Origin of the sequence: Segatella copri (assembly GCF_019127135.1) — a bacterium.
In the GTDB taxonomy this organism is placed as follows: Bacteria; Bacteroidota; Bacteroidia; order Bacteroidales; family Bacteroidaceae; genus Prevotella.
In genome coordinates this window covers 1-25,139 of the sequence record NZ_JAHOEA010000050.1, presented here as the reverse complement: position 1 = coordinate 25,139, position 25,139 = coordinate 1, and the positions used below count along the sequence as shown (strand labels likewise).

The following is a 25,139-nucleotide window of genomic DNA, read 5'->3' as shown; positions in this document are numbered from 1 at the left end:
ACAGAAATCTATCAAATATAGCCAATATCTGACTTCATTCTGTCTCAGGACACACAAAACGGTTGCAAAGATAATATTTTTCATTTACCCCATCTTACGCTGTATTGGTGGTTTACCCGCCAAAGTAACGCCTTTATCTTTAACCCACCAAGAAAATCACAAGAAATCTGCAAGTTATCAACAAATAACCACAAAATCAATCGTAAACTATAACTATTAACTGTAAACTATAAACTGCTATTCCCAGGCGGTCCATCCCGCATAGGGCAAAAGCATTCCACAGTTTAAATGACAACGTCTTATAAGTTTTTAATCAAGAATTCTATAAATTCATCCTTGACATTAGAGATTTCTCCCTTGTCATAGATTGTAAGAAGAGTTACATTCATACCGTCCTCACTAACTTTTACATTAAGAGTTAGGATTCTTGCACCACCGCTTTTGCCTTTACCCTTGTCAGCAATGGCCATTCTTATCTTATGAACGCCACCACCAAGATCATCTCCAACAAGAGGATTCTTATAAATTTCATCTAACCAAGATTCATAGTCAGACTTCAATGAATGATATTTTTTAGCCAAACGTTTAAACTGTCTCTTAAACTCAGGGCCATATTCTACATGTACATTCATGTCAATCCTCCATTTCTAAATCTTTTAATAAATCCCTTGCATCTGGTAGTTTTCTTCCTTCCAACTTAGCAAGTTTCACTTCCTGCAAAGCTCTTGTCAAACTTTCCTTCACATAAGCTTGCTGTTTCTGTGTTTTTGTCAAGATAGGCTCTTTTACAACTGTAGTTGACACAACACCACGAAGCATATTAATAGCCTTACGAATGTTTTGCAGAGGCTGGTTTGAATCTACTGTTACTAATATTTGTTCCATAATCTTCTCCTTTTAAACGTTTAACTGAATTAGATTGCAAAAGTACATTTTTCCCCTCAAACCACCAAACATATTGGATTATTTTAACGCAAACGAGCCGTAAGTATCCGCTCAACTCCGATAGGCACTTCTCTCATTGTTTCTGCTTCATTATTGGTGTAGTTGATAATTTACAGGAGTGATTTTTCCATAGACCGTTTTCTCTGCTCGTCCCATTTTATGCGCAACAGCTTTTCTTCCCTTATCTGGAGTTCAATATCCCTAAATTCAGAGGTAGTCATCACTACTTTCTTCAGATGCTTCTTGATGACTTTTGTCAGATAACGTTTCCATGCCTCCTTATTCTCTTCGGTAACGAATGGCGGACATTGCTCACCATAGAAGGTGTGCTAGGTGAATGGCTCGAAGTCGAGGTGCCAGAGGAAAGATTTGTGTTGGGTGTTGTTGAGTTTCATAATATGTTTATGATAATTATTCTTAATTATTCACTTAAAAGTGAACAAGCTATCAATAAAAGTATTATTTTTGCTACATCGAGAATGGCATTATTACCATTGAAAAGAATATGATAACAGACATAGAAAGTGCAACCTTTGAAATTTAAGCATTATGATACAGAATAAATTATTCCGTGATTGCCTCGCTGCGATACCAGCCGAGCAAAAGGCAGAGTTCGATTTGTCTTTCGGTATAGCCGAGCGCATTAGTGAGATTCTGAAAGCCAAGGGACTCACCCAAAAGGATTTCGCCCGATTGCTCAACAAGCGAGACTCAGAAATCTCCAAATGGCTAACAGGCAGACATAACTTCACGACTCAAACCATTGCTCGTATAGAAACAGCTCTAGGTAGTAAACTCATTAGCATAGCCCATTGATTGGGCTATGTGATGAATATCGTGGTCTCTAATATAATGGTTCTGATTCGCTGATACTATCAATTACGAAACCTCCCATATCACTTTCACGATTTCATACAGCAACCTACTTCGCTCCATCAATGCGTTCTGATCAAAGACACCATAAGCATTGAACCCAACATAAGTCTTCAGCTTATCCGAATACTCTTCATTACCAGAAGAGATATTATCCAACCCCTTCAGCAAGAGTTACACTTATTTGTTATATTTCACATTGTTTTTTACTTACTTGATAAGTATCAAATCAAAGTACATTAGACGAGTCTTTAATGGCTTATCAGAAACAATACCCCTATATGATTTTTCCTGCTCTTCTGTGCTGAACATAAAATCAAAACCATTCTTCTTATAAAAAGCTACAGGCACATCTTCATTATAGGCATCAACTACCAAATAACGACATCCCGTTTTATTATATGGTTCAACAAACCAGGACTTAATAAAGTCCATTACTTCTGTTCCTATATGAAGATGCTGAAATTTTGTTGAAATTCCCAATCTTCCTATAAGTACAGCAGGATATATCAAATCCTGTTTTATATGAGGAACATGCTTTCCAACCTTTTTCTTTCTCGCATTAGGCAAGTACTTCGTGAAAATACTGGCATTTGAGACCGTAAAAGCACATACAATATCAGCCTTAGATTCCTCAAGATAATAGCAGTAAGATTTACCAAACAAGTTTGCGGCATAAGACACTGCATCATTATGGAAGAATCCATCCAAGTCTTCATTGCCACATGAAAATGAAATAGATTCTTCCAAAATTTCTTTTGTCAATGGTGAGAACACCGTTTTGTCTGCAAGAAATCCCATAATACCAACTTTAAAATTTTGCCTTTGCCAAAATAGCCTTCATCTCAGCACGCTGCTTTGAGAAATCTATGCTACCACGCTTCTTCAAGGTTTCTTCAGCTTTTTCTCTGAAAGCTAAAGCCTCATCACCTGTCAGCATTGGGATACCACTAATTGCTAATGCCATAATCTTATCTCCTATTATTTAGTTTATATAACTTGCCGCCAAAGTTACGCTTTTTCTACGAAACCACCAAGAAAATCGAAAGAAATCTGCAACTCATCAACAAATTACCACGAAAATCTGTAAACTATAAGCTATTAACTGTAAACTATAAACAACTGTTCCCTACCTCAGCAAGCTATAGTAAGGCGGTCCCATCCCGCACAAACATGGCGAGGGCTTTGATGCCCCGCCAACCTTAGAGCGAAGCGGTTCTGAGCACCGAGTAGGGCGGTTACATCCCTAATCCCTATGGTAGGGATTTAGGGCTTGGGTATAGGGTAAGGACCCTCCCGCTGGGGAGGGACAGGTGGGGCAAGAAATTACTTCTTTAACCAGGAAAAGACAGAGCGATTCGAAAGTGCATACGTTCCAATCACCCCATAACATACCAACGGTATAAGGAAGGCAATCGCCATACTCCCCGTAGTATCCGCAATATACCCCATGATTACAGGAGCAACCGCACCACCCACTATCGTCATGATAAGCAAGGAAGAGGCCAATTTTGTCTTTGTCCCCGCATCCCTCAATGCCAGCGAGAAGATAGTCGGAAACATGATGCTCTCTCCCAGATACAGGGCGAAGAACGCAATGAGAGATAAGGTTCAGCTACATACTTCATAACCTAAAGATTATAATATTGGTTTATTGTATGGAGTACGTTCATGGAGATGCCGGAAACTCTCGATACGTTCTTCATTCAGGGTTCCTTCATTCCACATCCTATCTAATTCAGCATCAGCCATCTGAACAAAATAATCGGAGATTACCTTATTCAAATCTCGCAAAGCCTCTGGAGTCTTGATAAATGACAGCATATCGAGGATTTGCAATTGAGCTTGATTCATTGTTGCTACCTGTGCCATAATAATTCATTTTATTAATATCTAACCGCAAAAGTACACTTTTTCCTCGAAACCACCAAGAAAATCGAAAGAAATCTGCAACTCATCAACAAATTACCACAAAAAACTATAAACTATTAACAGTAAACTATAACCTGCTATTCCCCGACGGTCCCATCCCGCACAAACTTGGCGAGGGCTTTGATGCCCCGCCAACCTTAGAACGTAGCGGTTCCGAGCAGCGGTGAAAAGCCCTAAAGGCTCTCAATCCACTTCTTACCGCTTTTCGTAAAAGCAGACCAAAGATAAAGACAGCATGCAACGATTCCAACACCACCCAAAACTATGTACATTCCTTCCATAATTATTTTTTTTTTAATGTTATCAGCAAACAGCGCTAAGAAAATAGTAGAAAATAATCCCACACCTAACAGCAAAGCATAGGGTTTAGCGTCCTCTACACCTAGTACAAGACCAACAGCAGCTACAACTACCATTGCAGTAAAGCAGGTGTTAGCAAGCTGATATATAAACTTGCTCAGATTTTCTCTGCGAGTCTGTTCTTTTCCAATATCTGTGGAATGGATTTCTTATGCCATCGTTCCAGCAGACGCAGCTGAGCCATAAAGTCATCATTGTCTCTTGGCTCAAAGCTTACTTCCTGCATCAGATATTTGGAGTATTCCTCTTCATAGTCAACGCTCAGCCCTTTCGGAATATAGTTAATTCTCGGTCGCTGCATCTTGGCGCGATACCATTGCTTCTCCATGGACCGTTTTCTCTTCTCGTCCCATTTGATGCGCAACAACTTTTCTTCCCTTATCTGGAGTTTTATCTCCCTGAACTCAGGTGTATTCATCACCTCTTTCTTCAGATACTTCTTGATGACTTTTGTCAGATAGCGTCGCCAAGCCTCCTTGTTCTCTTCGGTAACAAATGGCGGACATTGCTCACCATAGAAGGTGTGCCAGGTGAATGGCTCTAAGTCGAGATGCCAAAGGAAGGATTTGTGTTGGATGTTGTTGGGTTCCATAATTCGTCTACTATTTTATATAGATTACTCTAATCTTATAAATTTGCATTGTTATAAATATGGCGAAGCGTAGTTGATATTCCTACCAAATCCTGTCTTGTTAAAGTTTGCATGACACTTCCCATCCCTACATGCGTACCATGATTAGATAGTTTGTTATAGGCATCCCTTAAAGAAGTCACCATTTGTGCTCCCGCATCTGTTATAGCCATCAAATCAATCCAAGGAATATTACTTCTACCTCTAAATTTCAATGGGCTCTTGCTTCTAAATACCACTTCATCCACCATCCATTCTATGGCATGACGTAAAGAATCTATAACTTCCTGTGTATTCATCAAAGGAACAGTGCTTAGATAACCATCAGCTTTATCTAAATAATGTAATGACTTACATATCTTGTTGTCAATTACATATCCGTTACACTGAGGATTATCTGACAATACCTCGTATGCAAAGACATGCACCTTATTTGAAGTCCTATTTGCAATGTTTCCGTTGTTAGGGTAGATTTTTATCCTATCTCCATCCTTTTCCAAAAATAAAGTTTGCAGTTGCACACTATGCGTAAAAAGAATTATCTGATTAGGAAGCGAAATGATTCTATTCAGGAAATTCTCAACATATTGAGCATCCAAACTAGTTACAGGATCATCAAAAACCAAAGGTTGTTCAATGTCTAGTAATATATTTTCTGCAATGAACAAAGCCAAAGAGGCACATTTAAATTCAGCTTCACTTAGAATCTGCTCAACATTGCTATTATTTAAAATTTTAAACTTAATTTTAGACGTTGGCAACATCAAATCCCCCATTTCCACCTCCACCTGGAGATACCCCATACCCAATAAATTCAACTCTTCTCGAAAATGTTGCAAAAGGGCATTTTTTAAAGACATACAAATTGTATTGTTACATAGACTTTTCAGTTCATTGTAGTCACGCAGAGATATAGCTCCCAAATTATTAAGCGATTCCACGGCCCAATTTATACTTTGATATATCCTTAAGAAATAACTTTCAAAAAGATAAGTATGACTATCATGAGGTTCCAAAAGCCTTTTGCTATAATTTGCATCGAAAAAGCGTATATGAGTCAATTCTGGCGGGAAATTGGATATACCATTCCAAGTATACGTTGTCCTAGTACCAGCTATAGTATAATCTAATTTAACATGAAAAGGTGCTGGTGTTTGTGAATAAATATTTTGCAATACAGGATAATTTATATCTGCATTAGCCATCATATTAAGTATTCTGAAATAACTACTCTTACCTGAACCATTAAATCCAAATATCAAAGTGAGCCCCTCTTCGCAAAATTTTATTTCTTGATTATTAGCCAATGCATTTACACCTGATATATGCTTTAAGCTATTTAATAAAATTTTTGGATAAGCCACCCCAAAATTAGCAGGAATAACCAATGATGGAGTAGTAACTTCATTCAGAATTTCGTCGAGAATAATTTCTAAATCCGCTTGTTCAATAGTTCCATTAGTATTTATAGCTCTACAAATCAAATCTTTAGCCCATGCTGGATGGTCAGGATTATTATAATAATCGACAAGAATGTCTTTGGAGTGAAAAATTGCTGGCATAACTATATATTTCTTAAGAAGATTGATGCTTGGGTTGAACCATGCTGTTTCATAAACATCAATATTGTCTTGATATTTAGTTTAAGAGGCTTATCGTTCTTTATATCAGTTTCAAAATCTGCAAGAACAGATCTTACAAGATTTTCTAAATTAACCAATAGCATTTTCATAACATTTTGATTTCCATCATATACTGTTTTATTCTCTATGACAGAAGCTATTATAGGAACTATCTTTAGAGAATAATCATAACCAATAGTATCAAATACTTTAACTACTGATCCCAAAACCGATGGATTATCACCTGCCTCAGTCAATACCTTTTCAAAGAAAGGCACATCTTTTTCCTTCAATTCAAACCATTTAGATCTATCATCATTTAAATATGAAGGATTCAGCAAGTACTCATTGACAACATTTGAATAGTCTCTCTTTCCTATGTTCTTGATAATACAATCATACAACGAATACCAAGCTGCCCAAAATTGTTCATAATTCCCATATGAGACACATTTTAATAACAGCCTACTTACCAATGGTTCATATTTGTCATGTGTTGAAATATATCTACTGAAAAAAGAAATGACTTCACTTACTTCTGGAATATGACAATTAATTATAATGTCTGCGACAAGATCAGCATCTTCAAATCTATCCTGAGAATAATGCTCATAACCATGTCTCATATCAGGAATCCACTCGGAAGACAATGCTTCCATCGATTTCACAAAAAGATTACGATGAGAAGAACTGTTAGCCAACAAACAAACGATAGCTCTAGCAAGGTCTAAAGAAAAGACTTGATTTTTATTTGTCTCTACAAGTTCATGAATGCACTCTTCCATAAAATCTGTATGATCTTGCCACACCTTTCGTCGTATAAGCATATACCTCATTAAATCACAAGGTCTTGTATTTCCATATTTAAAAGTACTTCGGACATAATCCAAGCAAATTTTTTTTACGATAGCCATTTCATTAGGATTACAGAAAGCAAGAAGTATAGGTATTGCATTAAGACAAATATCCAATCCAGATAGACTATTAGACAAAATAAAAGGCATATCTTGCAAAGATTCTAACACTCTTTCTTTGCATTCCTTAATTTCTCCATCAGTCATCTCGGATGAAAAATTCATAAGTAAAACAGAACTACCCATATAAGGAAGGAATTCATCTCCCATGAGTTTATACAAAGTTCCATCTTTCGATTTCAGAAGATTTTCAATATGTCGGATTTCATCCAACACAAGATGAACGTCATTATCAAACGGAGACTTACTGACCTCATTCTTGTTTCCTTCGTATTGCTTGTTTATCCATTCCCTAAGTCTTACTCCCCTAGCCATCTGTATATTAGACTTTTCCAATTCCTGATGAGCATTTTTTTGAGCATATGTTAAATTTGGAGTTAACCGCAGAGCTTTTATTCCATTTTTTAAAGTCACTTCTTCTTTTATCATAGAGCGATAGTCTATTCTAGCTATCATATAATCTTCATAATCTTTCTCTTCTTGAGGAATTTCAGCCACTTGTTTCTTTAAATGTTCTACACAGCCATATAAAAGTTGTAACCTTGCTTTGTCTTGTGGCTTTGTTGAATCAGAATAAGAGATTTGAAGACTTTGTAGAACATTTTCCAAATGATTTCGCCTATGCGTCAATTCATTAGATTCCTTGCGTTCTTTGCCCAATTGTTCTTTTCCAACATAGGCAAAACTTAATGTATGTGCTGTCAATTCATGAGTAAAACGTGTCAAGTCCAGTCCTAAGAAACGATAATTTTGAAAGAAGCATAACAGAATATTAAAGAAATCTTCAAAGTGCGCTGTAACTACACTTGCTACTATAGCCCACATTGAAGCAGAACGAGATTTATTTAAAATCTGTTCAAGAAGGTTCTCCACATAGTCATGCAAGTTTTGTTTATTACACAATTCCAGCAGAAACTTTTCAAGAGCCATATGAATACATTCCAAAACATTAGGCATCGAAAGCCCTGACGTTCCTCGATACATATTCCATAAGACTTGAGAAGCAACTATGGAGTTCTGCTTACCATTAGGCGAAGTAACCTCAATATTTTCTAACTCATCATATGACTGTGCTCTTACGCTATATGTTTCAACACATTGATTGACAAAGTCAATGATAAAGTCAAAAGTATGATGTAACTTTGGACTTATGTCAAATTCTGTTTTCAACAATGTGTAGATAGGCGTTTGATATGCACTACTAGGGAAATAACCTCCTATTCCTTCCAACTCTTCATTCAGCCCAAAATAATATTCACTTTCTTTGTAGGAACTTCTCCATGAGTTATGATCTTTATCATCCAAACGTTCTTCCCAATATAACTGTAAAAGATCAGGAACTACACCATGATATAAAATTGCAATCGGCAGTAAAAGTGAAGTATTTGCCTTTTTTACTATAAACTCAGAAAGATGATGATATGGATCTTTATAATCTATCCATTTGTTCTTTATAATGTCATTGAATATGCTTTGCAATTCTTCTTTTAGATAAGGAGAATACAAACAAACTAAAGAACACCATTGGTCTGAATTCTCGATATAAAGATGAGTACCATTTTCTTGGGCTTGAATCTCTTCTTTAAAGATTCTCAAAGCCAACAAGCCTGCATGATGAGCAGCATCCTCTGCAACTGGTTGTTTTCCAAAAAATCCCGATAAGATATTATAAACGACAAACGCATTTTTAAGAAAATAGTCATCTTGATTCTTAAATATGTATTCAATGGTGGCTTCCCATCCACCACCAAAAGCAACAAACTGTGGATATTGCCTTCCATTAAAGGAAAAATATCGATTTATTTTTTGACAGGATATATAGAGTTCTTTTGCGAACTCATTAAACCAATAATAATTATTACTCTTTAAAGAATAATCATATTTGCTTAAGAAATGAGAAGAGTAATTCTGACTTTTTCCAATAGCATAGAATATCGAAGATGCCCAAAAATCATCAATTTCATTATCGAAAATTCTTTTGCATAATGTATCGGCCACAGATGCGTTCTTATCTAATTGTTCTTGAAGCCAACAGACAAAAGCATTCTGAAAATCGGAAGTCTTCGGTATAACCTCCAAATTTTCTATAGACGCAGACATTTTTTGATCAACATGATATTCTAAAGCCCAATCTGAATAAATATCATGCTTGATTGCATACCCCTTATGCATCACTTCTGCTAAAACATCTTGTTCAACAAGTGAATATGCCGCATCTTGATTATTAATCTCTGAATAACTTACATAATACAAAGAACTTTCTTGTAACTTACTAGCTATTGAAATCAAGCACTCTGCTCTGTTGACCTGTGCACCTCCTTTAGTTGTCCCTCTGACTTTTTGACTCCAGACTTTTTCTTTAAAAGTAGATAACTGAAGTCGAGCATTTTGCCCAATTTCTACATATCTAGCTAAATAAAAGGGAGTCCTTAATTGATTTAGAAGTTTTTTATCTTCAGGCAAAGTAATATTCTGTTTACTAGCAAAGGATTCCAGTTCCTCTGTAGAAAGCGATTTTACCTCCAATGTATCTAAACCTAAATGGTGGTCATTTTCCATTACTTCAAGAAAGTTCTTTAAACTATTCGATTTACATGTAAACAAGAAAATCCACCCTTCCCTTTTTAATTTATCTATAAACAATGTCAAAGACGAAATGTTCTTAATCTCAAGAAGTTTTTCTGCAGAGTCTATATATATAAGCCTGGTCTGTATATCCTGATAATAATCACAGAACTCTTTCAACGTATAATTCTCCACCAAAGAGAATATATCATTTACAGAATTAGTATCAAGCTGTCGAGCATCTAATGCAAAGACAACAAGTTTGTCATTCTCATTTTCTGCATTATAAAAATGCTTGATTATAGCACTCTTACCAACTCCACTTTCACCAGTTAGGACAAGATCCTGTTTTTTTTCAACAGAAGTCTTTATCTTTTCTATATAGTCATAACGTTCTATAGAAATGTTCTTATCGCCATACTTTATATTATCATTTATAAGAGATAATTTTGCTTCATTACATTCCTCTAAGTCATGATTTAAATTTTGAAGATGAGATTTTTGATTGAAATATATATCATAAGCTACTGGAGTATCTTTAACAATATCAAGAATATTATCACCAAACATCCATTCTAACCTGATACCCAAATCATTTGCAACCTTTTGAATTTTATCTTGCTTTTGGCTTGTAACATTACCAATTGTTTTAGGAATACCAAATTCCTTGTTAGTATAGATTACCAACAAAGTTTGTTCTGGACACCACTTTTTTGCCAGTTGTATAGAATGGATAATATTGTTTGCATCTATTTCATTTTCAAAATATTTAGCCTGGAAACCGATTACGTCATCACCTCGTTTAATGACAGCGGTTTCGTTTCCAGGATGGTTCTTGAAATATGGTAAAGCATAGCTCACATCATATTTCTTCCGAAACAAATATCTTGCTAAATCCTCGAATGCCGCAGTTAGGTTATTCGAGTTTTTCCCAATAAAATCATTCCAGCTTGTATTATACATAGCGTTCTGTCTTTAATAATACTATATAAAAAATATTTTTCAAATTACGATACCACTAAATTGTAAAATATAAGAATATTCGAATTTAGCTATTTTTTTCATCCGATTTTTGTTTAAAGCAGTGATTCATTTACCCAAACATAGCCGCTTTTGCGTTTTGTTTTAATCTTTCAACTGCTTTTTTTATATCACTTTCACTTTTCCCCTTGTCCTTTTTCAAAGCTAAGGCTATCAAATTATATTCATTTTCAAGCGATGTATTCAATATTCCCGGTGCGTCAGTATTAATCGTTACTACAGACTCCTCATCACATAATAAAGAGCATGTTGGCAATTCGGAGTATTTACTAAAATAGCCTATTCGAAGATTGCTCGTAGGACAGGTTTCTATCGGAATTCCCCTGTGAATGATTTCTGTCCTTATTCTGTCTTGATTGTATTTTACTACATCAACAATGGTTCTCTTCAATCTGAACACCACAATGTCCTCATCCTGTTGCAAAATATCTGGCAATACAAAATCATTTGTGTCAACCCCTTCTGGAGCATTTTTACGAATCCATTCAAGATTGTCTAACAACATTTTCCTTGGCATCGTGACAGTATAATGTTTCCGCTCATAGTACTTGTCTGCATTTGTAAACAATGCCAACAAATGTGCAAGTCTGTTGGGCTTTTGCCAATTCAAATCGGTCATAATTTCATCTATGGCACGCAATCCATCCACCAAATCATAAAAATTCTCTCCGATATGATATGTCAAATTATCAATACCTTTGTCTCTAAGATATTTGATAATGTCTTCAAAATCCCGAGGTCTCTTCTCTGTATCTGAACCTGCAAAATCCACACCTGCGATTTTCCCTTTTTGCAAAGGTTTGATATATTTGGCAACAATACTTTTAGATTCTTCTATACGGAAAGATTTGGATATAAGCAATATAGCTTTTATCCATTTAGGTTGTTCTCTTTCTTTCAAGAATTCATCACACCCCTTTTCGTTCATTCTAACTTCCATAATGGAATTGTCTTCTTGAAACTTATCAAACAGCATTCGCATTGCTTCTGTCATTGGGCTGTTGGAATTTCTCACGGTTAGATTATAATTGGAAAGTCCAACAAGATCATTGGCAAGATAATGCTCCATTCGAATTCTATTTTTAATAAGTAGATAAAGAAAAAGCCAAGGTGCCATTTTCTTTGCATCCTGATTATTTTCTTCTATCTTTAGTAAGAGATTGTATATAAGCCTTCGTTCGCCTATTAATATACAGTACGGAGATTTTTTAGAATCTTCATCTACATACTTATCTTGGATGCTATAATCCCAAGCCTTGTCGACATAACTTTTTTCCAGATATTCTTTAAAAGCTGTTGAACGATAAGAAGATACACCCCTCCTACAATCGTCTAACAGCAACTTAGCAATATCGCTGTCTGTCATACTGTTATAAATATCCCTTCGCTCTTTTGGGGCTATTGCTTTTCCTTCTTCAAGAAAGCGAAACAGGTAAAAACGGATAATGGCAGCCACCCCAATCCAGTCCATATACGACTTATCGGTGTAATTTTCTTTCCATAGCATAAGCGGTGCATATTGGCGCACTTTTACAGACCATTCATCAAGCATTATGTCGCCTTCCTGCTTGACATCCTCAGTCTTTCTTGAGGTAATGGCAAACCTGTTCATCAAGTCTATCCAATGTATATAGAATCGATCATTTGCCACATTTTGATGCACATGTAAATCTATGTCCGTATTTTCTATGTTAAACAGAGTCTCATCTGTTTTAGGTGCTAAACTCCATGTAAAATGATCTCTTTGCCCTTTGTTCTTGTCACAATTTACGATATTGGCAATGGTCAATAAATCCCCATCTATAAACTTTACGATTTCCATCCAACGAAAAAGATGCTCATGGCGTATAAGGGGAGTTGAAAGATTTCCATCCACAAAGATGTCGTTGCATTGATTATCACATAGGTAATCGAATAGATGTACAAAAATGGAGCAGATGCTTCTCGAAAATTTCTGTGTCAATCTTTCAACGATAGCACGTGCATCAGTTAATGTCAATTCTGTCATGCGCCAACGTAGCAGATGCTCTACTGGTTTCAGAAAATCACCATCAGAAACATTACCACAAACTTTATCAAAAACCTTTGATAAAGGATAATCCAAGAACAAAGCTCTTAATACGCCCCTGCAAATATCCATAAATATCTTCTTTAATACGAGAGCCCAAGTTTTACACTCTTTGAACTGAATGCCTTGAGTATATCTGCTTTCGATACAGACTTGTCCATCTTTGGGAACATTTCTTCCCAATCTTCTTCTGTAAGATTTTGAACATCCGATGGATATAGTGCCATCATTTCCTTTTTTATAAGTTTTGCCTTTTTTGTGGATTTGAAGCCATTGAAGAAGTTTGCAAAACGATTCTCTATGTCTTTGTATTCATTCAAAGACAAAGCCGAACCTGACTCCAAGATATATCTAAGGGTTTCCCTTTCATTACCTCGAAGTACCTTTATCAATGCATTCAGAAAAGCAAATCTGATAGTATATCGCTTATTGGTTGCAGTACTATAATAGGTTCGCATTTCTGAGTTAATAATACTCTGGTAAAACTTGGCAATTACTTCCAGATTGTCGCTACTTCCAAAATTCTTCCGGATTCTATTGCTCTTCATGGTTTCCATTATTGCCAGAAGTACTTCTGAATTTCGGATTGTTGCATTTGACATCAATCTGTGCATCATATAGTCATTTGCACAAACATCGTCAATCTCTTCTTGTGGGATTTCATCTTGATGCTCGTCTGCATACTCTTTTCTCTTTACCTCCCTTATCATTTCGTTCAGCAATGACCACTTCTGGCTTTTGGCAAAGTTGAAAAACAATTCTTCATCGTCATTATCTTTGATGAGAGGAGAGAATTTGTTGTAAGCAAAGGCTATGTTAACTATATTTGAAAAAGGAGCCATCACATCAAAGACAAAGTAATTGGTGTTTTGATAATTGGTCAGGCTGTATGGCATTGACACATTTCGCTTGGCAAGAGAAAAATTTCTCGTATCTTTTTGTCTTAGACCTCTTTTTGTGGTTAATGCAAAAAATTCAATGACTTGGAACTTTTGGATGAAGTCAATTTGAGCCTCTGAAGACATATCATCAAATCTACGGATGCGATCTGCCATAGTACTGAATATCTCGCGGAAATCTTTAACCATGCCACTATATACCTTTGTGTCTCGATACATTTTTGAAGAAGCACTCATAGGAATGAGATCCTCTGGGTTGAACGTAAAATAAGCGCCATTCACCAATCTTTGCAAGGCATTGGTACGTTTGAGCCATTGCCCACTCTTGTATATCTCTTCCTCATCATTATCATTTGGATACAAAGCTCCAGCAGTTTCGGTGATTATGTCATAATTTTCATACATTTTGATGCTGTAAAAAGAACGAATGAAAAACAGAACTAAAGCCCTTTCTTTATCAACATTGCTACGTTCTATCTTGTCTAATAGATAAAACACATCACCAATGCTCACATTATAATTATAGTTGTCCGCTTCAAGAATGCCCTCGGCCATGCGGTCATCTTGAGTGTTTTCTATATATGGAGCAAGCATCGTCACAACAGTCTTATTGATGTTGGTTGTATCAACTACATTTACCAGCGTCATCACCTTTTCTCTGTCTTCTTTCGACAATTGTCTTGTCCATACTTGAAAGAAATACGATTTGAAATCTTCCTTGTTGTTGGCTGTTTCTTTGTTTGAATAAAAATCTGGCATTGATACGAGCATACCTATCAAATGCCTAAGGCTTCTCAAATTGTTCGGAACAATGGGAGACACACTTCCTTTATTATTGTAAAACAAAAATCTGGTCTTATCGTAAATCAATCTAACGACCGATTCTTTTACGGAGTTATATGTTTTTTTCTCGCTTTCACTAACCACGTACAGAAAAGGTCTATTACAGAAATCATAAGGCTTTGGCATCATGATACGATATTCCATCGGTATCAATTTCGTGACATATTTCTGCGCCATTTCCATTGCCCCCAAATACTCTTGCGGTGCAACTTGCTTACTGATATAATTGGATACCACATCTATAAATTGGTCGATATTCAACGACATCAGAACTATACAATTATTTGCACAGAGATACTTTCTGATTTGCTCAGCCATTTCATACGCCCCATTGATATTCAAGTCTATGTCATCAATAGGAATGACAAGGAAACGTTGTTTTTCCTTGTCGTTATCCTGTAATGAGTATTCAAGATATGTATCACACAACTTCTGAAATTGATCTTTTAATGCCAAGCCACCTGACAGCCATTCAAGTTCATCAATAGGGTCATACAGATTATCACCCTTGTTGAGTTGCGTTAAGCATAGTTTAGCATTGTGAAATTCGGCGAGTAATTTCTTTCTACCTTGTGGGTTAATGTCATACTCTTTTTCTTGATCTTTTATCTCACGATACATCATGCCTAAAACCAATTCTATCACATTATGGTCTTTGTCAAAGAAAGCCGGATCAATGGTATCCAATACTTTAAATTTAGCCTTTGTCAGATTTTCACATCTGGATTTCAAAGTTTCATTGCTTTCTTGATTAACTATGCATTTTTGCATAAAGTCATCAATTGCCGTCTTGACATGTTCATCCTCTTTGCCATTTATATTTGCAAGCATAGTTTTGATGGTTTCCATACAAGACGTTTTTCCTTCCCCTCGGTCACCACAAAAAGCAAGAATACTTGGCACACCATCTTTCTTCTTACTTGTCAATTGGTGTATTTGTAGCAAAGCGTGAGTATATTGATCCTTAAAAAGCGAATCTGCATAATTCGCTTTTTCATTGACCACAATATCTTCTTGACCTCTATAAAATGTCAGTATGCTATTCTCTTTAACTTCCATTATTCTTTATAGTTAGTTATTTGTAAAAACGGGCTAATAAGCCCCATCCCCGAAAAGTACCTCTTCATAAAAGGGGAGAGTAGAGCCGTTCACCGTATATTTATTATTTCTTGTTCTTCATCCTCCAGAAGAAGTGCCAAGTTCTGAAGCTTGGTTCACTTAAAGCCTCGGCAGGATAATATCGCACGAAGTGCATATTTCTCCATATCTTCAGGAAATATTTCTTTGCCATTCCTTGTTGTGTGAAATGCCCATACTTGGTGAAGTACTGTCCGAAGTTGCCACCATTCAGAATCTCTGCTAATAACAACTTTCCTCGCTTTTCATCCATCGGAGCTATCATCTTCTCCTCAGGTAATCCCAAAACCTCATGCAGCACATACATCACCGCCCCTGCAAATTTCCACAATCCCAAATACTTCAATTCTCTCAGCACCAAATCTAAAGCTGTAGAGGCAGAAGAACAGGAAACAGAACTCGTATTTCCACTAACACCCAGGCGGTCCCATCCCGCACAATTTGGCGAGACCTTTGATGCCCCGCCAATCTTATAGCGAAGCGGTTCTGAGCACCGGAGGGTTTGAGAGTGGGTCACACAACTACACTTTACTGCCAAAGGCTCTCATCTTAGCCAAAATGCGTTGTTTCTCAGCCTCTGGGAAATTTGGACTCGAAAGTAACTTTAGCACATCATTCTCGTTTTTGGAGGCACGGGCACTATTCTCGGCCGCTCTCCGCTCGGCAGCAGCAGTTTGGGCTTTTGCCTTAGTTATACGGGCATTGGCGGCAGCAATCTCTGCCTCCAATTCTGATATTTTATCTTGTATACTCATATTCTAATTTTTGTCTGAACCGACGTAGACATTATCAATATCAAAGTTTCCCTTGATAACTCATGCGTAATCTTGCATTCCTCGAACTCCGGCTTGAGAAACTTACCGTCAGTAAACCACTTCGAGCAAAGAACCCAACCATTTATATCATAATGCAAGATTTTTACCTTGCGATAGTCCTTGGAATAAAAGACAAAAGCCTCATTGTAATTTCGAGGATTATGTCCCATGACATCACGCACTATAGAAGCCAATCCTTCATATCCCTTACGCATGTCGGTAGGAGTGGACTTCATTAAAAACTTAGTTCTGCTATCAAAGCTTATCATGGCTGCGACATTTTATGCAGCAATTCTGCCACGACAAACAAACTGTTACTCTTTATCTCTATCTGCTCTCCATCAGGAGATTTCAGAATTAAGGTCTCCACTTGCCAGGTTGTTGGCTTTGGAGCAACATCCTTTATAGTAATAGGTATGAAAGCATCTTGCGATGGTTCCTGCTGTTTCTCCTGTAAAGGATAGTTCTTCTTGTATTGGATGAGCCAATCATAATCGACTGCTTCATCTTTGCAATACTTACGCAGGCTACGTCCCTTTCGGTTCTGGTTGTAGTCCTGCATCACCTTTTCAAAATATTCTTTGCTTTCCATTTTATGTGAATTTTAAAACGGTTGCAAAGATAATATTTTTCATTTAACCCACCTTACGCTGTATTGGTGGTTTACGTTCGATACTGATGCCAGCAGGGAGAATTAGTGTCACACCATTGGGATAGCTTAATTTTAGATGGTTGCGAGCATTTGCAGACTCACGCATCTCCTTCGCCTCATTGTCACCGATTACAACCTCGGCGAACTTTGGCTTACTGTTTAATTGTTTCTTGCCTTGTACCATAATTTGAATAATTTAAAATAACGGTGCAAAGGTACAAAACTTTATCTAGGCGCACAATACGGCTTTCACCGAATACTTACTTTTCTATTGAAACTGGTGGAAGATATTTTTCCCAATCCATCATATTAGAAATTAGCCTCATTCTTTCATCAATCGTAGGTAGTTCTATTCGCTTGTTTGGCAAATATCTTGCATGTTCCAGAGAATCACCTAAAGCCCATAAACGATTTGACAAATATGATGGATTATCACTATGGCGTTCAATATCGTCTTTCGTGAGAAAAACATTGTGTTCAAATTCTTCACGCGATTTTGGCGTAGGCATGCCATATTTACTACTTGGCTTCATATATTTTATCGAAATGATCAGACACTAAGATATGGAAAACAGAACGAATGGATTCATCTATCGTATATAAATCCAGCCTGCCATTTGGAAGTTTTTTTGCTCTCTTCAAGGAATCCACTAAATGATTCACCATACCTTGCGCAAACGAAATATGCTTATTTTCCATACACTCTTTTAAGAGATTTGAACCTCTCTCAAAATCCTCCCTATCTGAATATAAAGTTCCTAATTGCTTAGTCATACATATTAACTATTAATTACATTATACACATCACTAGCTCTCCTAATATCTACTTTACCATAGAGTACATTATTAAGTATATCTTCCATAGTTCTAGCACATCTACCCTTAAATATTTGTCCCAAATAGAAACTCCTATGGACATACCTATCAGATTGGAATAATCTATCTAATGTACCATCTCCTTGCAGTCGATGCACTGCATCCAAATATGGTTTCGCGAACTCTTTTCCCCCAGTAACTTGCCAATAATTAAGTGCATCAATTTTAGTACTAACAAACATTTTATCGTCATTCTCAAAGAGAACATCGCTTCTATCCGGCAAACTTTCTGGGATAACATGTTGCAGTTCTTCCAACATACAACAATATCCACATTTCTCTGACAATAACAATGCTATTTCATAAAGATTCCACGATACCGAGAAATTACAAACACTTAACAATTTCTTCTTAATATCAATATCCTGAAAACTCTCTAGGACCAAAGAGGGAGCCATCATTGCAATATTTAATAAAACGCTAGAAGCCTCTGTATTTAATCCCACTTCACATGGATATAGAATTTCCTCTATCAAGCATTTAATTACTCTTGTATCATAAGTACTTAGCCATTTCAATACCCCACTTGCTCTTTTGGAAACACTAATATCTGGATGCACAAGAAACCAGATGAGAAAATGAATCATTTGCTCATCTTGATTGATTTCTTTATGAAAACCTTTCATCCAACTAAATTTACTATCTTGTTGTCTTGAAGGTTGAACATTGATGTTATAATGGCTAGAAATCACATCATATAGCTTACATCTATCAAAATCCGGCATATTGATAAGTGGAGTAATAAATTCACTGAGCGAGAACCAATAAGTACCAACTGGTGAAATTATGCTCTTTCTCATATTGTCTAAAAGCACCTTGCTTGAAGGAAGTAAGCCAAGCCTCTCTTGTAGACTTTCTCGCTTTTCCGATGTTTTTTCTTCCGACTCAGTTCGCTCCCATTTATAATTATGCTTTCTCAAATTTTGTTTCAAAGCATCAAAGAACTCATTAGAAGTTGTTGTTTCTTCGAAATCTTTTAGATACTCACCTTTTTTATTATCATAGTCAGAGACTATATACTCAGCCATTCTTGGAGCTAGTATTTCTATAGACTTTTCCATCCCCAACTCTACTATAATTTCAGAGTGAAGGCTAGCGTATTGATTATCATTGTGTAGCTTATCCCAGTTTTCCCAAAACAGTTCACTAATGGCATATCTTATGTAAGGTGATATCGCTTTACATTCTCTCAATAACTGGCATATAGCACTAGCCTCTATTAAATGATTGGCACCAAGATCATACCCATCACCTAATTTAGGCATGTCAACCTTCCATTCCTCAGCATTACAGATAATACTTTCTGGTGAAGGCAAAGTTTCAAACATATAATAACCAATTGCATCTGATAAAGAAGAAGTCTTGGCGATTGTTGCCACAAACTCGTTTTTTTCTTGCTGAACATATCGCTGAAACGTCATTTCACCAGACGCTTCTTCAAAAATCGCAGCCATATGAGCAACTTGAACAGCATCTAACGGTATGTCAGATTTGCGAAATTCATTAATTAAGTCCAGTTGGGCCTCTTTATACCAATCTGGTCCCATAGAACTTTTCAACACTTCCGCATAAGTAGTTTGAACTTTCAATGTTTCCCCCCACCTAGCATATTCGCAACATAACTGAAGCAAATAGTTACAACGTTCCCATCTGTTCATAACTGCATAAAGAATGAACTTGACAGCTTCATCTGCAAAGAAAAGAGCTTGCATCCGCATATTCTTTTCTCCCAAGATTTTAGCCATTCCAATAAAAGTATCACAATAGCCTTCTCTATACAAACACAATTGATTAGACATTCTGCTCTTGACATGTTCCATTAGATCATCTATCCTATCAGCAAAAAAATCACCATATATTTCCGCCAATTTTGTATACAAGAACGGTATTAACTTCTCAGGCAAAAGATAACTTCGTTTCCAATTGATTCTTTCCTCAAAAGAAAAATCAAGACAATCAAGAATATCTTTAAATTTTACATAGATTGAGGAAAGGTCATCACCATCCGTACGCATTCTTAGCAAACCATGAATGTAAGCAGTACGAGCAACCAACATCTCTATATACTTTTCCCAAGACCCATCATCTTTATAATTTCTATTCAATTCCGGGAGTGAAAAATCGTCATCTTCATATGCCTTATAAAAGCTTTGTATGTAGTATTCAAATACAGAATTTACTTCAACATCAACTCCATTAGCATTCCTAAAAGAAAATGGCAAGAGTTCTGGTTTATATTTTTCCAATAATTTCTTTATCACACATGCTTGTATAGGTTTACCGATAAGTACTGCTAATATTTTTTTGATATCCTCATTTGAAAATGCGAAATCATGCTGTAATAAAACATCTTCTAACTTCTTTAAGCAAAAATTAAAAGACTCATTATACCCTATTTTATGAAGTTCAGAATCTTTCTCTTCATATAAGTGTATCACGTTTATTAAAAGCATAACAATTCTTTCATCCCAATTAGTATCTAACCTCTTAAGATGTTTATCAAAGTCCACAATTTTGCCAGACCTTACGTGATTAGAGAGTTGATAAGCTATAATTTCGCTTCTAATTGAGCTAATCATCTCATTAGTTTGTTCTTCTGTATCCGCCTTCAAATAATTAAGAGTATGAGTCAAATAGCCAACCAAATCTTTTTGATTCTCAACACCCGCCAAAACACCTTCAACTATCAAAAAGCCTTTAGCTACAAATACATATGTATCTATATACTTTTGGGATTTATCCTCAAGAATCTGACGAATTTTTGCTTCAATTGATTCTGCTAAATCAAGAGCCTGCTCTTTATAATTCAATTCAAACATAATACGAAGGTAGGACATAGCTCTTGGAAGATCTACCAAAAGTCTATTATCTCTTACAATATATTTCATTGCCACATCAGGTTTTCCTCGTAATAAACTCAAATCAATAAAAGCATCCACATGGTCCACCATTATAGAATCACAACGATTCTCGATGCGTTGAGCTAGCAACATCAACCTAATTACCTCTATTGGCAGCCCATTATCTACAGCAAGAGCCAAACATTCCTTAATATCATGCATTATCAAATCTGGAGAAACATCATGCATAGCACATAAGTCTGCCCATTCTTGATTACACATTTCCAATCCTTTCATCACATCGCTACCATTTACCAAATGATGGAGAGTGTTTTCTATTGAATAAGGCAAATCTTTATGTGCCAAACAATATTTTCCAATCTGATCATTTGTAAAGCCTATTATCGAACCCAATTTATGAGTAACAAAAAGCCTGAATGAACTATGATAAATCTCATATCGCTCTGCATCCTTTTCTTTCAACAAATGTCTGAACTCTCTAATAGATTGCTTAAAATCATATGGGTTTGGGGACACCATCATGTTAAGTAGTTGTGATTCCAATACAGAGCCACGAATTTGAGACAATAAAGCCAACACTTCAAAAGCGCATCCTTTTGGATTTGCTTTTTTCCAAATTGATTCATAATAAGCGGTAATATCTCCACCTATGGTAGGTAAACTATCCAACCATTCCTCCAATTCAACTCCTTTCGTCTTTTCATCAAAAGATTCCGCCATATAGCGGCATAGATAATTCATATACAGAGGATGACCTTGTGTCTTATGAGCTACGGCTTGAATAAATGGAAATGTTTTCTCCCATTCACCGCTATTCGCCTTTATATAGGATTCACATGCTTGCATATTTAGGGGAGTTACCTCAATTTTAAATTCATCAAGCAACTTTCCTATAATAGTGGCAGGAAGTATATCTTCACTAATACATGACAAAACTACTTTTATATTGCTTGGCAAACTCTCTGGCAGCAAGGATAGAATGTCATCTATACGATTATCCCTATCAGTTACCAATTCATCTAAGCCATCAATAATGATAACGCCAGATTTATCGTCAACAGAAAGGATATTGCTCATGTATCTAAACCAGTCTGAGACACTTTTTCTTTTTTCTTCTGGTGTCATTTTTTTTACATCTACACAAGATGTAGCAACAAACACAGTCTCTATCCAATCTACGAAGTATCCTTCCGAACATCTGATAGCCCGACTCATGTCATCATTAGGCACCTTAAAAAAGAATCTGCCAAGAATTTTTACCCTATCAGTTCTTGATTCGAAACCACCTGCAACAGTTGTCTTGCCACATCCTGGTGAACCATAAAGCAAAATCCAATGAGACTTGTCATTAGAAAGAACAGTATCAAGTGACTCAAACACAGAATAATTAGGTTGAGATTTTTCTACATCTTTTCCTATAGAAGCAGGTATAGAATTAATACTTTCTTCCTTCTCTATTTTTATTTCTGTCAAAACAGAACTAATTATTTCTACACTGACAAAAGACAAATGGTTTCCTGTTTGTTCAATAACGATTCCTACTACCTTGTCTCTTATTAGAATAGGAGCACCTGACATTCCTTGATAATCATATAGATCACTAATGTCTTTCGGACAGAGCTGGTAATTAGCAGGTTTACCATAAACCTTTTGGTTTATTTTTCCATAAAGCCTTAACCCACCATCACTATTTTTATCAGGATATCCAAACGACTCTACATCTTCATCAATTCTTAGATGGTGTGCTTGTAAGCCATAAAAGTCTTTTTCTGAACGTGCCGATACTTTTAATATTGAAATATCAAATTCTTCAATATTCCGTATAACTTCAAAATGCAGGTCACCATCAGTTGAATCCTTTACTATATTTTCGGCATCATCAGAATAGCATGCCACTGTATGATATGCAGTTAATAGAAGGTCAGGAGCTACATAGAATGCAGTTCCAACTTCCTTTCCACAAACAATCCGAACAATTAATCTTCCTTCCATATTTTCAAATAGTTATCGTTATACCTTGTTCTCCTACTGGAGTAATAATCTCAAATTCAAAATCATCATGATAGCTTTGAGCAGTCAATTCTCTAGATAATTCTATATTATAGTTAAAATACAACCTTGGTTCATGATTATTACCATTGGCAATAATATGAGCCAATGTTGGCAAATCTGGATGATTATATTTATCTCCATTAGTAGAGATCAACCAATTATTACACCTAATCAACTTCAACAATTCTGGAGAATTATTATTATAGCTACCATGATGTGATAACTTAACTGCATCAAACCAGAAAGGCGCATTTCCTTTGCCATACAATTCCATCAATGAATCTACTATTGTTTCTGCATGAGCATCTCCTAAAAACAATACTCTTTTTTCATCTACTTCCAATACAAAAGCAATAGAACTTCCATTTGTAGCAGAATCGTCCGGTTCATATATTTCCTCCATCATCTTAATCAAGTCATAACTCTTAGATACATTTCTTTCATGATAATGAAAACCAGGTTTATCTTTGCTCAAAGAATACTCAAATGCATCATCCCAAAATTCTTCACTATGAGCTTTTGAAAGTAAACCATCTATGATTAGCTTTTTCTTCCAAAAAGATTCCACATTACTAATATCGTCACTGTTTGGAGATAGAATATGAATTGTAGCCTTTCCAAAAGAAAAAGAATATAATCCTTTTATTGTTGCACCGCTCAAAGGAACGTTCCAAGGAATTCCTTTTCTTGCTATTAATGTTGACAACGTACATCCCTGCCTAGCACTAATTTTCTTAGATTCTGCCAATTGTACCGCCTTGCAAATATTGTTATGCACAAAATGTTCCCCGTTGGCAGAAACCTTAACAACAGACTGAATATGCCGATATCCATTGTACCAAATTTCTCCTATTGATATAGGAAGAGCCTCTTCTTCAAGTAACTTGATAATACCAGAAATATGATCAGCATCAATATGTGTAACTACTATAACATCAATTGCACCACCATTTTCAGAAATTTCTTTTAGTTTCGGCAACAAATAGTCCTTATATGTATCAACATACCCACCATCTATTAAAAAGTAGTGGGATGGAACATACTCTACAAGAACACTATCACCATTCAAGGCAGGTAACAAGTCAATTTTCATATACAAAATTACAACGTAACATTCATTCTCTGCAAGAATTCATGAGGAGGCATGACTGAAATGTCAGAGAAAGGGAAATCCTTAACGTTCCTCGTCACAAAAGCCATCACGGTGCATCCAGAAGTCAAGAGCCACATTTGTATCAAGAAATACCTTCATCATTTATACTTCTCCAACAAATAGTCTAACTTCTCGTCGTTTTCATCTTCTATTCCAGCAAGGCATCCACCTAATTTCTCCAAATGAGCAGGAAGTGTCAATGGTAAACCACCAATACAGCGTCCCCACTATTTATCAGCGGGTTAGCCGTACCAGTATTTTTGAATAAAGTTTTGATTTTCTAAAATTTAACAATCAAGCGACGGCTTGGGATGTCTTCGTTACCTCCGCATCCATACCATCTTCAAAATGGCGGACATAGTCACATAGCAGGAACGAGACATCAACCTCCTCGCCACAAAGTATACGAGTAAGGATATCTTCAATGTACTCACCAAAGTTCACTTTGTTCAATTTGCAACTTTCCAACACCCCGAACATAACGCCAGATTCTGGGCCGAGAAGTGACTTCCTGTCTGAAGCCAATTGCGTATTCCCATAGCAATATGTCAGAAACATCTCTCTATGTAGTGATCCAAAAGTTGTGAGAACTACATTGAAAGCATCTTGCGATGGCTCCTGCTGTTTCTCCTGTTAAGGATAGTTCTTCTTGTACTGGATGAGCCAGTCATAATCGACTGCTTCATCTTTGCAATACTTACGCAGGCTACGTTCCTTTTGGTTCTGGGTGTAGTTCTGCATCACCTTTTCAAAATATTCTTTGCTTTCCATTTTATGTGAATTTTGTCGAGTAAGTGGAGGGAATTTCACCCTCCCTTCTCTCGGAACCGTGCTTGACAG

The 25,139-nt window shown here is 36.2% G+C and carries 26 protein-coding genes; 3 read left to right on the top strand and 23 right to left on the bottom strand.

The window, feature by feature from the left end:
- The coding region (locus tag KSW37_RS12105; protein ID WP_217314677.1) for a hypothetical protein at positions 1-220 on the top strand (220 nt) is incomplete at its 5' end.
- Between the two features lie 79 nt (positions 221-299).
- On the opposite strand, the gene KSW37_RS12100 is transcribed toward KSW37_RS12105, so the two are convergent.
- Positions 300-632 carry a type II toxin-antitoxin system RelE/ParE family toxin gene (locus tag KSW37_RS12100; RefSeq protein ID WP_217314676.1) on the bottom strand — a complete coding sequence of 111 codons (333 nt, stop codon included), beginning with the start codon at positions 630-632 and terminating at the stop codon, positions 300-302.
- Position 633: 1 nt separating this feature from the next.
- A complete protein-coding gene (locus KSW37_RS12095; RefSeq protein WP_217314675.1) occupies positions 634-885 on the bottom strand; it encodes a hypothetical protein in 252 nt (83 codons plus the stop codon).
- A 609-nt stretch (positions 886-1,494) separates the two neighbouring features.
- On the opposite strand from KSW37_RS12095, the gene KSW37_RS12090 reads away from it, so the two are divergent.
- Positions 1,495-1,761 (top strand): helix-turn-helix domain-containing protein, encoded by a 267-nt coding sequence (locus KSW37_RS12090; RefSeq protein ID WP_118153697.1) that lies wholly within the window; start codon positions 1,495-1,497, stop codon positions 1,759-1,761.
- A gap of 63 nt (positions 1,762-1,824) precedes the next feature.
- Here the strand turns inward: KSW37_RS12090 and KSW37_RS12085 are convergent, their stop codons facing one another.
- The 3 genes from KSW37_RS12085 to KSW37_RS12075 are packed head-to-tail and all read right to left on the bottom strand — an operon-like array spanning position 1,825 to position 2,785.
- Positions 1,825-1,977 (bottom strand): hypothetical protein, encoded by a 153-nt coding sequence (locus KSW37_RS12085; protein WP_217314674.1) that lies wholly within the window; start codon positions 1,975-1,977, stop codon positions 1,825-1,827.
- A gap of 51 nt (positions 1,978-2,028) precedes the next feature.
- On the bottom strand, positions 2,029-2,619 hold the full coding sequence (locus KSW37_RS12080) for a GNAT family N-acetyltransferase (RefSeq protein ID WP_217314673.1): 591 nt from the start codon (positions 2,617-2,619) through the stop codon (positions 2,029-2,031).
- A gap of 10 nt (positions 2,620-2,629) precedes the next feature.
- On the bottom strand, positions 2,630-2,785 hold the full coding sequence (locus KSW37_RS12075) for a hypothetical protein (protein WP_006848196.1): 156 nt from the start codon (positions 2,783-2,785) through the stop codon (positions 2,630-2,632).
- A 483-nt stretch (positions 2,786-3,268) separates the two neighbouring features.
- Between KSW37_RS12075 and KSW37_RS12070 the strand changes: the two genes are divergently transcribed.
- Entirely contained in the window at positions 3,269-3,448 is a 180-nt protein-coding gene (locus tag KSW37_RS12070) for a hypothetical protein (protein ID WP_217314672.1), read from the top strand.
- An 8-nt stretch (positions 3,449-3,456) separates the two neighbouring features.
- On the opposite strand, the gene KSW37_RS12065 is transcribed toward KSW37_RS12070, so the two are convergent.
- The 18 genes from KSW37_RS12065 to KSW37_RS11980 all read right to left on the bottom strand — a co-directional run bounded on the left by KSW37_RS12065 (position 3,457) and on the right by KSW37_RS11980 (position 25,070).
- Entirely contained in the window at positions 3,457-3,672 is a 216-nt protein-coding gene (locus tag KSW37_RS12065; protein ID WP_117729575.1) for a dephospho-CoA kinase, read from the bottom strand.
- A gap of 251 nt (positions 3,673-3,923) precedes the next feature.
- Positions 3,924-4,166, bottom strand: a complete 243-nt coding sequence (locus tag KSW37_RS12060) for a hypothetical protein (RefSeq protein ID WP_217314671.1) — start codon at positions 4,164-4,166, stop codon at positions 3,924-3,926.
- Between the two features lie 41 nt (positions 4,167-4,207).
- Positions 4,208-4,702: a hypothetical protein gene (locus tag KSW37_RS12055; protein ID WP_217314670.1), complete on the bottom strand. Its 495-nt coding sequence runs from the start codon at positions 4,700-4,702 to the stop codon at positions 4,208-4,210.
- A 35-nt stretch (positions 4,703-4,737) separates the two neighbouring features.
- The gene (locus tag KSW37_RS12050; RefSeq protein ID WP_217314669.1) at positions 4,738-6,303 is read right to left on the bottom strand and encodes an AAA family ATPase; all 1,566 of its coding nucleotides are present in this window, start codon (positions 6,301-6,303) and stop codon (positions 4,738-4,740) included.
- 2 nt (positions 6,304-6,305) lie between these two features.
- A complete protein-coding gene (locus tag KSW37_RS12045) occupies positions 6,306-10,865 on the bottom strand; it encodes a hypothetical protein (protein WP_217314668.1) in 4,560 nt (1,519 codons plus the stop codon).
- 130 nt (positions 10,866-10,995) lie between these two features.
- Positions 10,996-13,194, bottom strand: a complete 2,199-nt coding sequence (locus tag KSW37_RS12040; RefSeq protein WP_217314667.1) for a hypothetical protein — start codon at positions 13,192-13,194, stop codon at positions 10,996-10,998.
- Positions 13,095-15,812 (bottom strand): hypothetical protein, encoded by a 2,718-nt coding sequence (locus tag KSW37_RS12035; RefSeq protein ID WP_217314666.1) that lies wholly within the window; start codon positions 15,810-15,812, stop codon positions 13,095-13,097. The genes KSW37_RS12040 and KSW37_RS12035 overlap by 100 nt, the downstream gene beginning before the upstream one ends.
- Positions 15,813-15,915: 103 nt before the next feature.
- Positions 15,916-16,428 carry a hypothetical protein gene (locus KSW37_RS12030; protein ID WP_217314665.1) on the bottom strand — a complete coding sequence of 171 codons (513 nt, stop codon included), beginning with the start codon at positions 16,426-16,428 and terminating at the stop codon, positions 15,916-15,918.
- On the bottom strand, positions 16,412-16,645 hold the full coding sequence (locus tag KSW37_RS12025) for a hypothetical protein (RefSeq protein WP_217314664.1): 234 nt from the start codon (positions 16,643-16,645) through the stop codon (positions 16,412-16,414). The genes KSW37_RS12030 and KSW37_RS12025 overlap by 17 nt, the downstream gene beginning before the upstream one ends.
- Entirely contained in the window at positions 16,642-16,974 is a 333-nt protein-coding gene (gene tnpB / locus KSW37_RS12020; protein ID WP_217314663.1) for an IS66 family insertion sequence element accessory protein TnpB, read from the bottom strand. Before tnpB ends, KSW37_RS12025 begins: the two co-directional genes overlap by 4 nt.
- Positions 16,971-17,297 carry a hypothetical protein gene (locus KSW37_RS12015; RefSeq protein WP_118417188.1) on the bottom strand — a complete coding sequence of 109 codons (327 nt, stop codon included), beginning with the start codon at positions 17,295-17,297 and terminating at the stop codon, positions 16,971-16,973. Before KSW37_RS12015 ends, tnpB begins: the two co-directional genes overlap by 4 nt.
- Before the next feature lie 43 nt (positions 17,298-17,340).
- Positions 17,341-17,541, bottom strand: coding sequence for a hypothetical protein (locus KSW37_RS12010; protein WP_217314662.1), 201 nt, complete (start codon positions 17,539-17,541; stop codon positions 17,341-17,343).
- 76 nt (positions 17,542-17,617) lie between these two features.
- On the bottom strand, positions 17,618-17,890 hold the full coding sequence (locus KSW37_RS12005; RefSeq protein WP_117587918.1) for a hypothetical protein: 273 nt from the start codon (positions 17,888-17,890) through the stop codon (positions 17,618-17,620).
- Positions 17,877-18,131 carry a hypothetical protein gene (locus tag KSW37_RS12000; protein WP_147337129.1) on the bottom strand — a complete coding sequence of 85 codons (255 nt, stop codon included), beginning with the start codon at positions 18,129-18,131 and terminating at the stop codon, positions 17,877-17,879. Before KSW37_RS12000 ends, KSW37_RS12005 begins: the two co-directional genes overlap by 14 nt.
- A 5-nt stretch (positions 18,132-18,136) precedes the next feature.
- Entirely contained in the window at positions 18,137-23,086 is a 4,950-nt protein-coding gene (locus tag KSW37_RS11995; RefSeq protein WP_217314661.1) for a serine protease, read from the bottom strand.
- Positions 23,087-23,090: 4 nt separating this feature from the next.
- Positions 23,091-24,239 (bottom strand): ComEC/Rec2 family competence protein, encoded by a 1,149-nt coding sequence (locus KSW37_RS11990; RefSeq protein WP_217314660.1) that lies wholly within the window; start codon positions 24,237-24,239, stop codon positions 23,091-23,093.
- A gap of 354 nt (positions 24,240-24,593) precedes the next feature.
- Positions 24,594-24,752, bottom strand: a complete 159-nt coding sequence (locus tag KSW37_RS11985; RefSeq protein ID WP_217314659.1) for a hypothetical protein — start codon at positions 24,750-24,752, stop codon at positions 24,594-24,596.
- 180 nt (positions 24,753-24,932) lie between these two features.
- Entirely contained in the window at positions 24,933-25,070 is a 138-nt protein-coding gene (locus tag KSW37_RS11980; RefSeq protein WP_217314658.1) for a hypothetical protein, read from the bottom strand.
- Between the last annotated feature and the right edge of the window lie 69 nt (positions 25,071-25,139).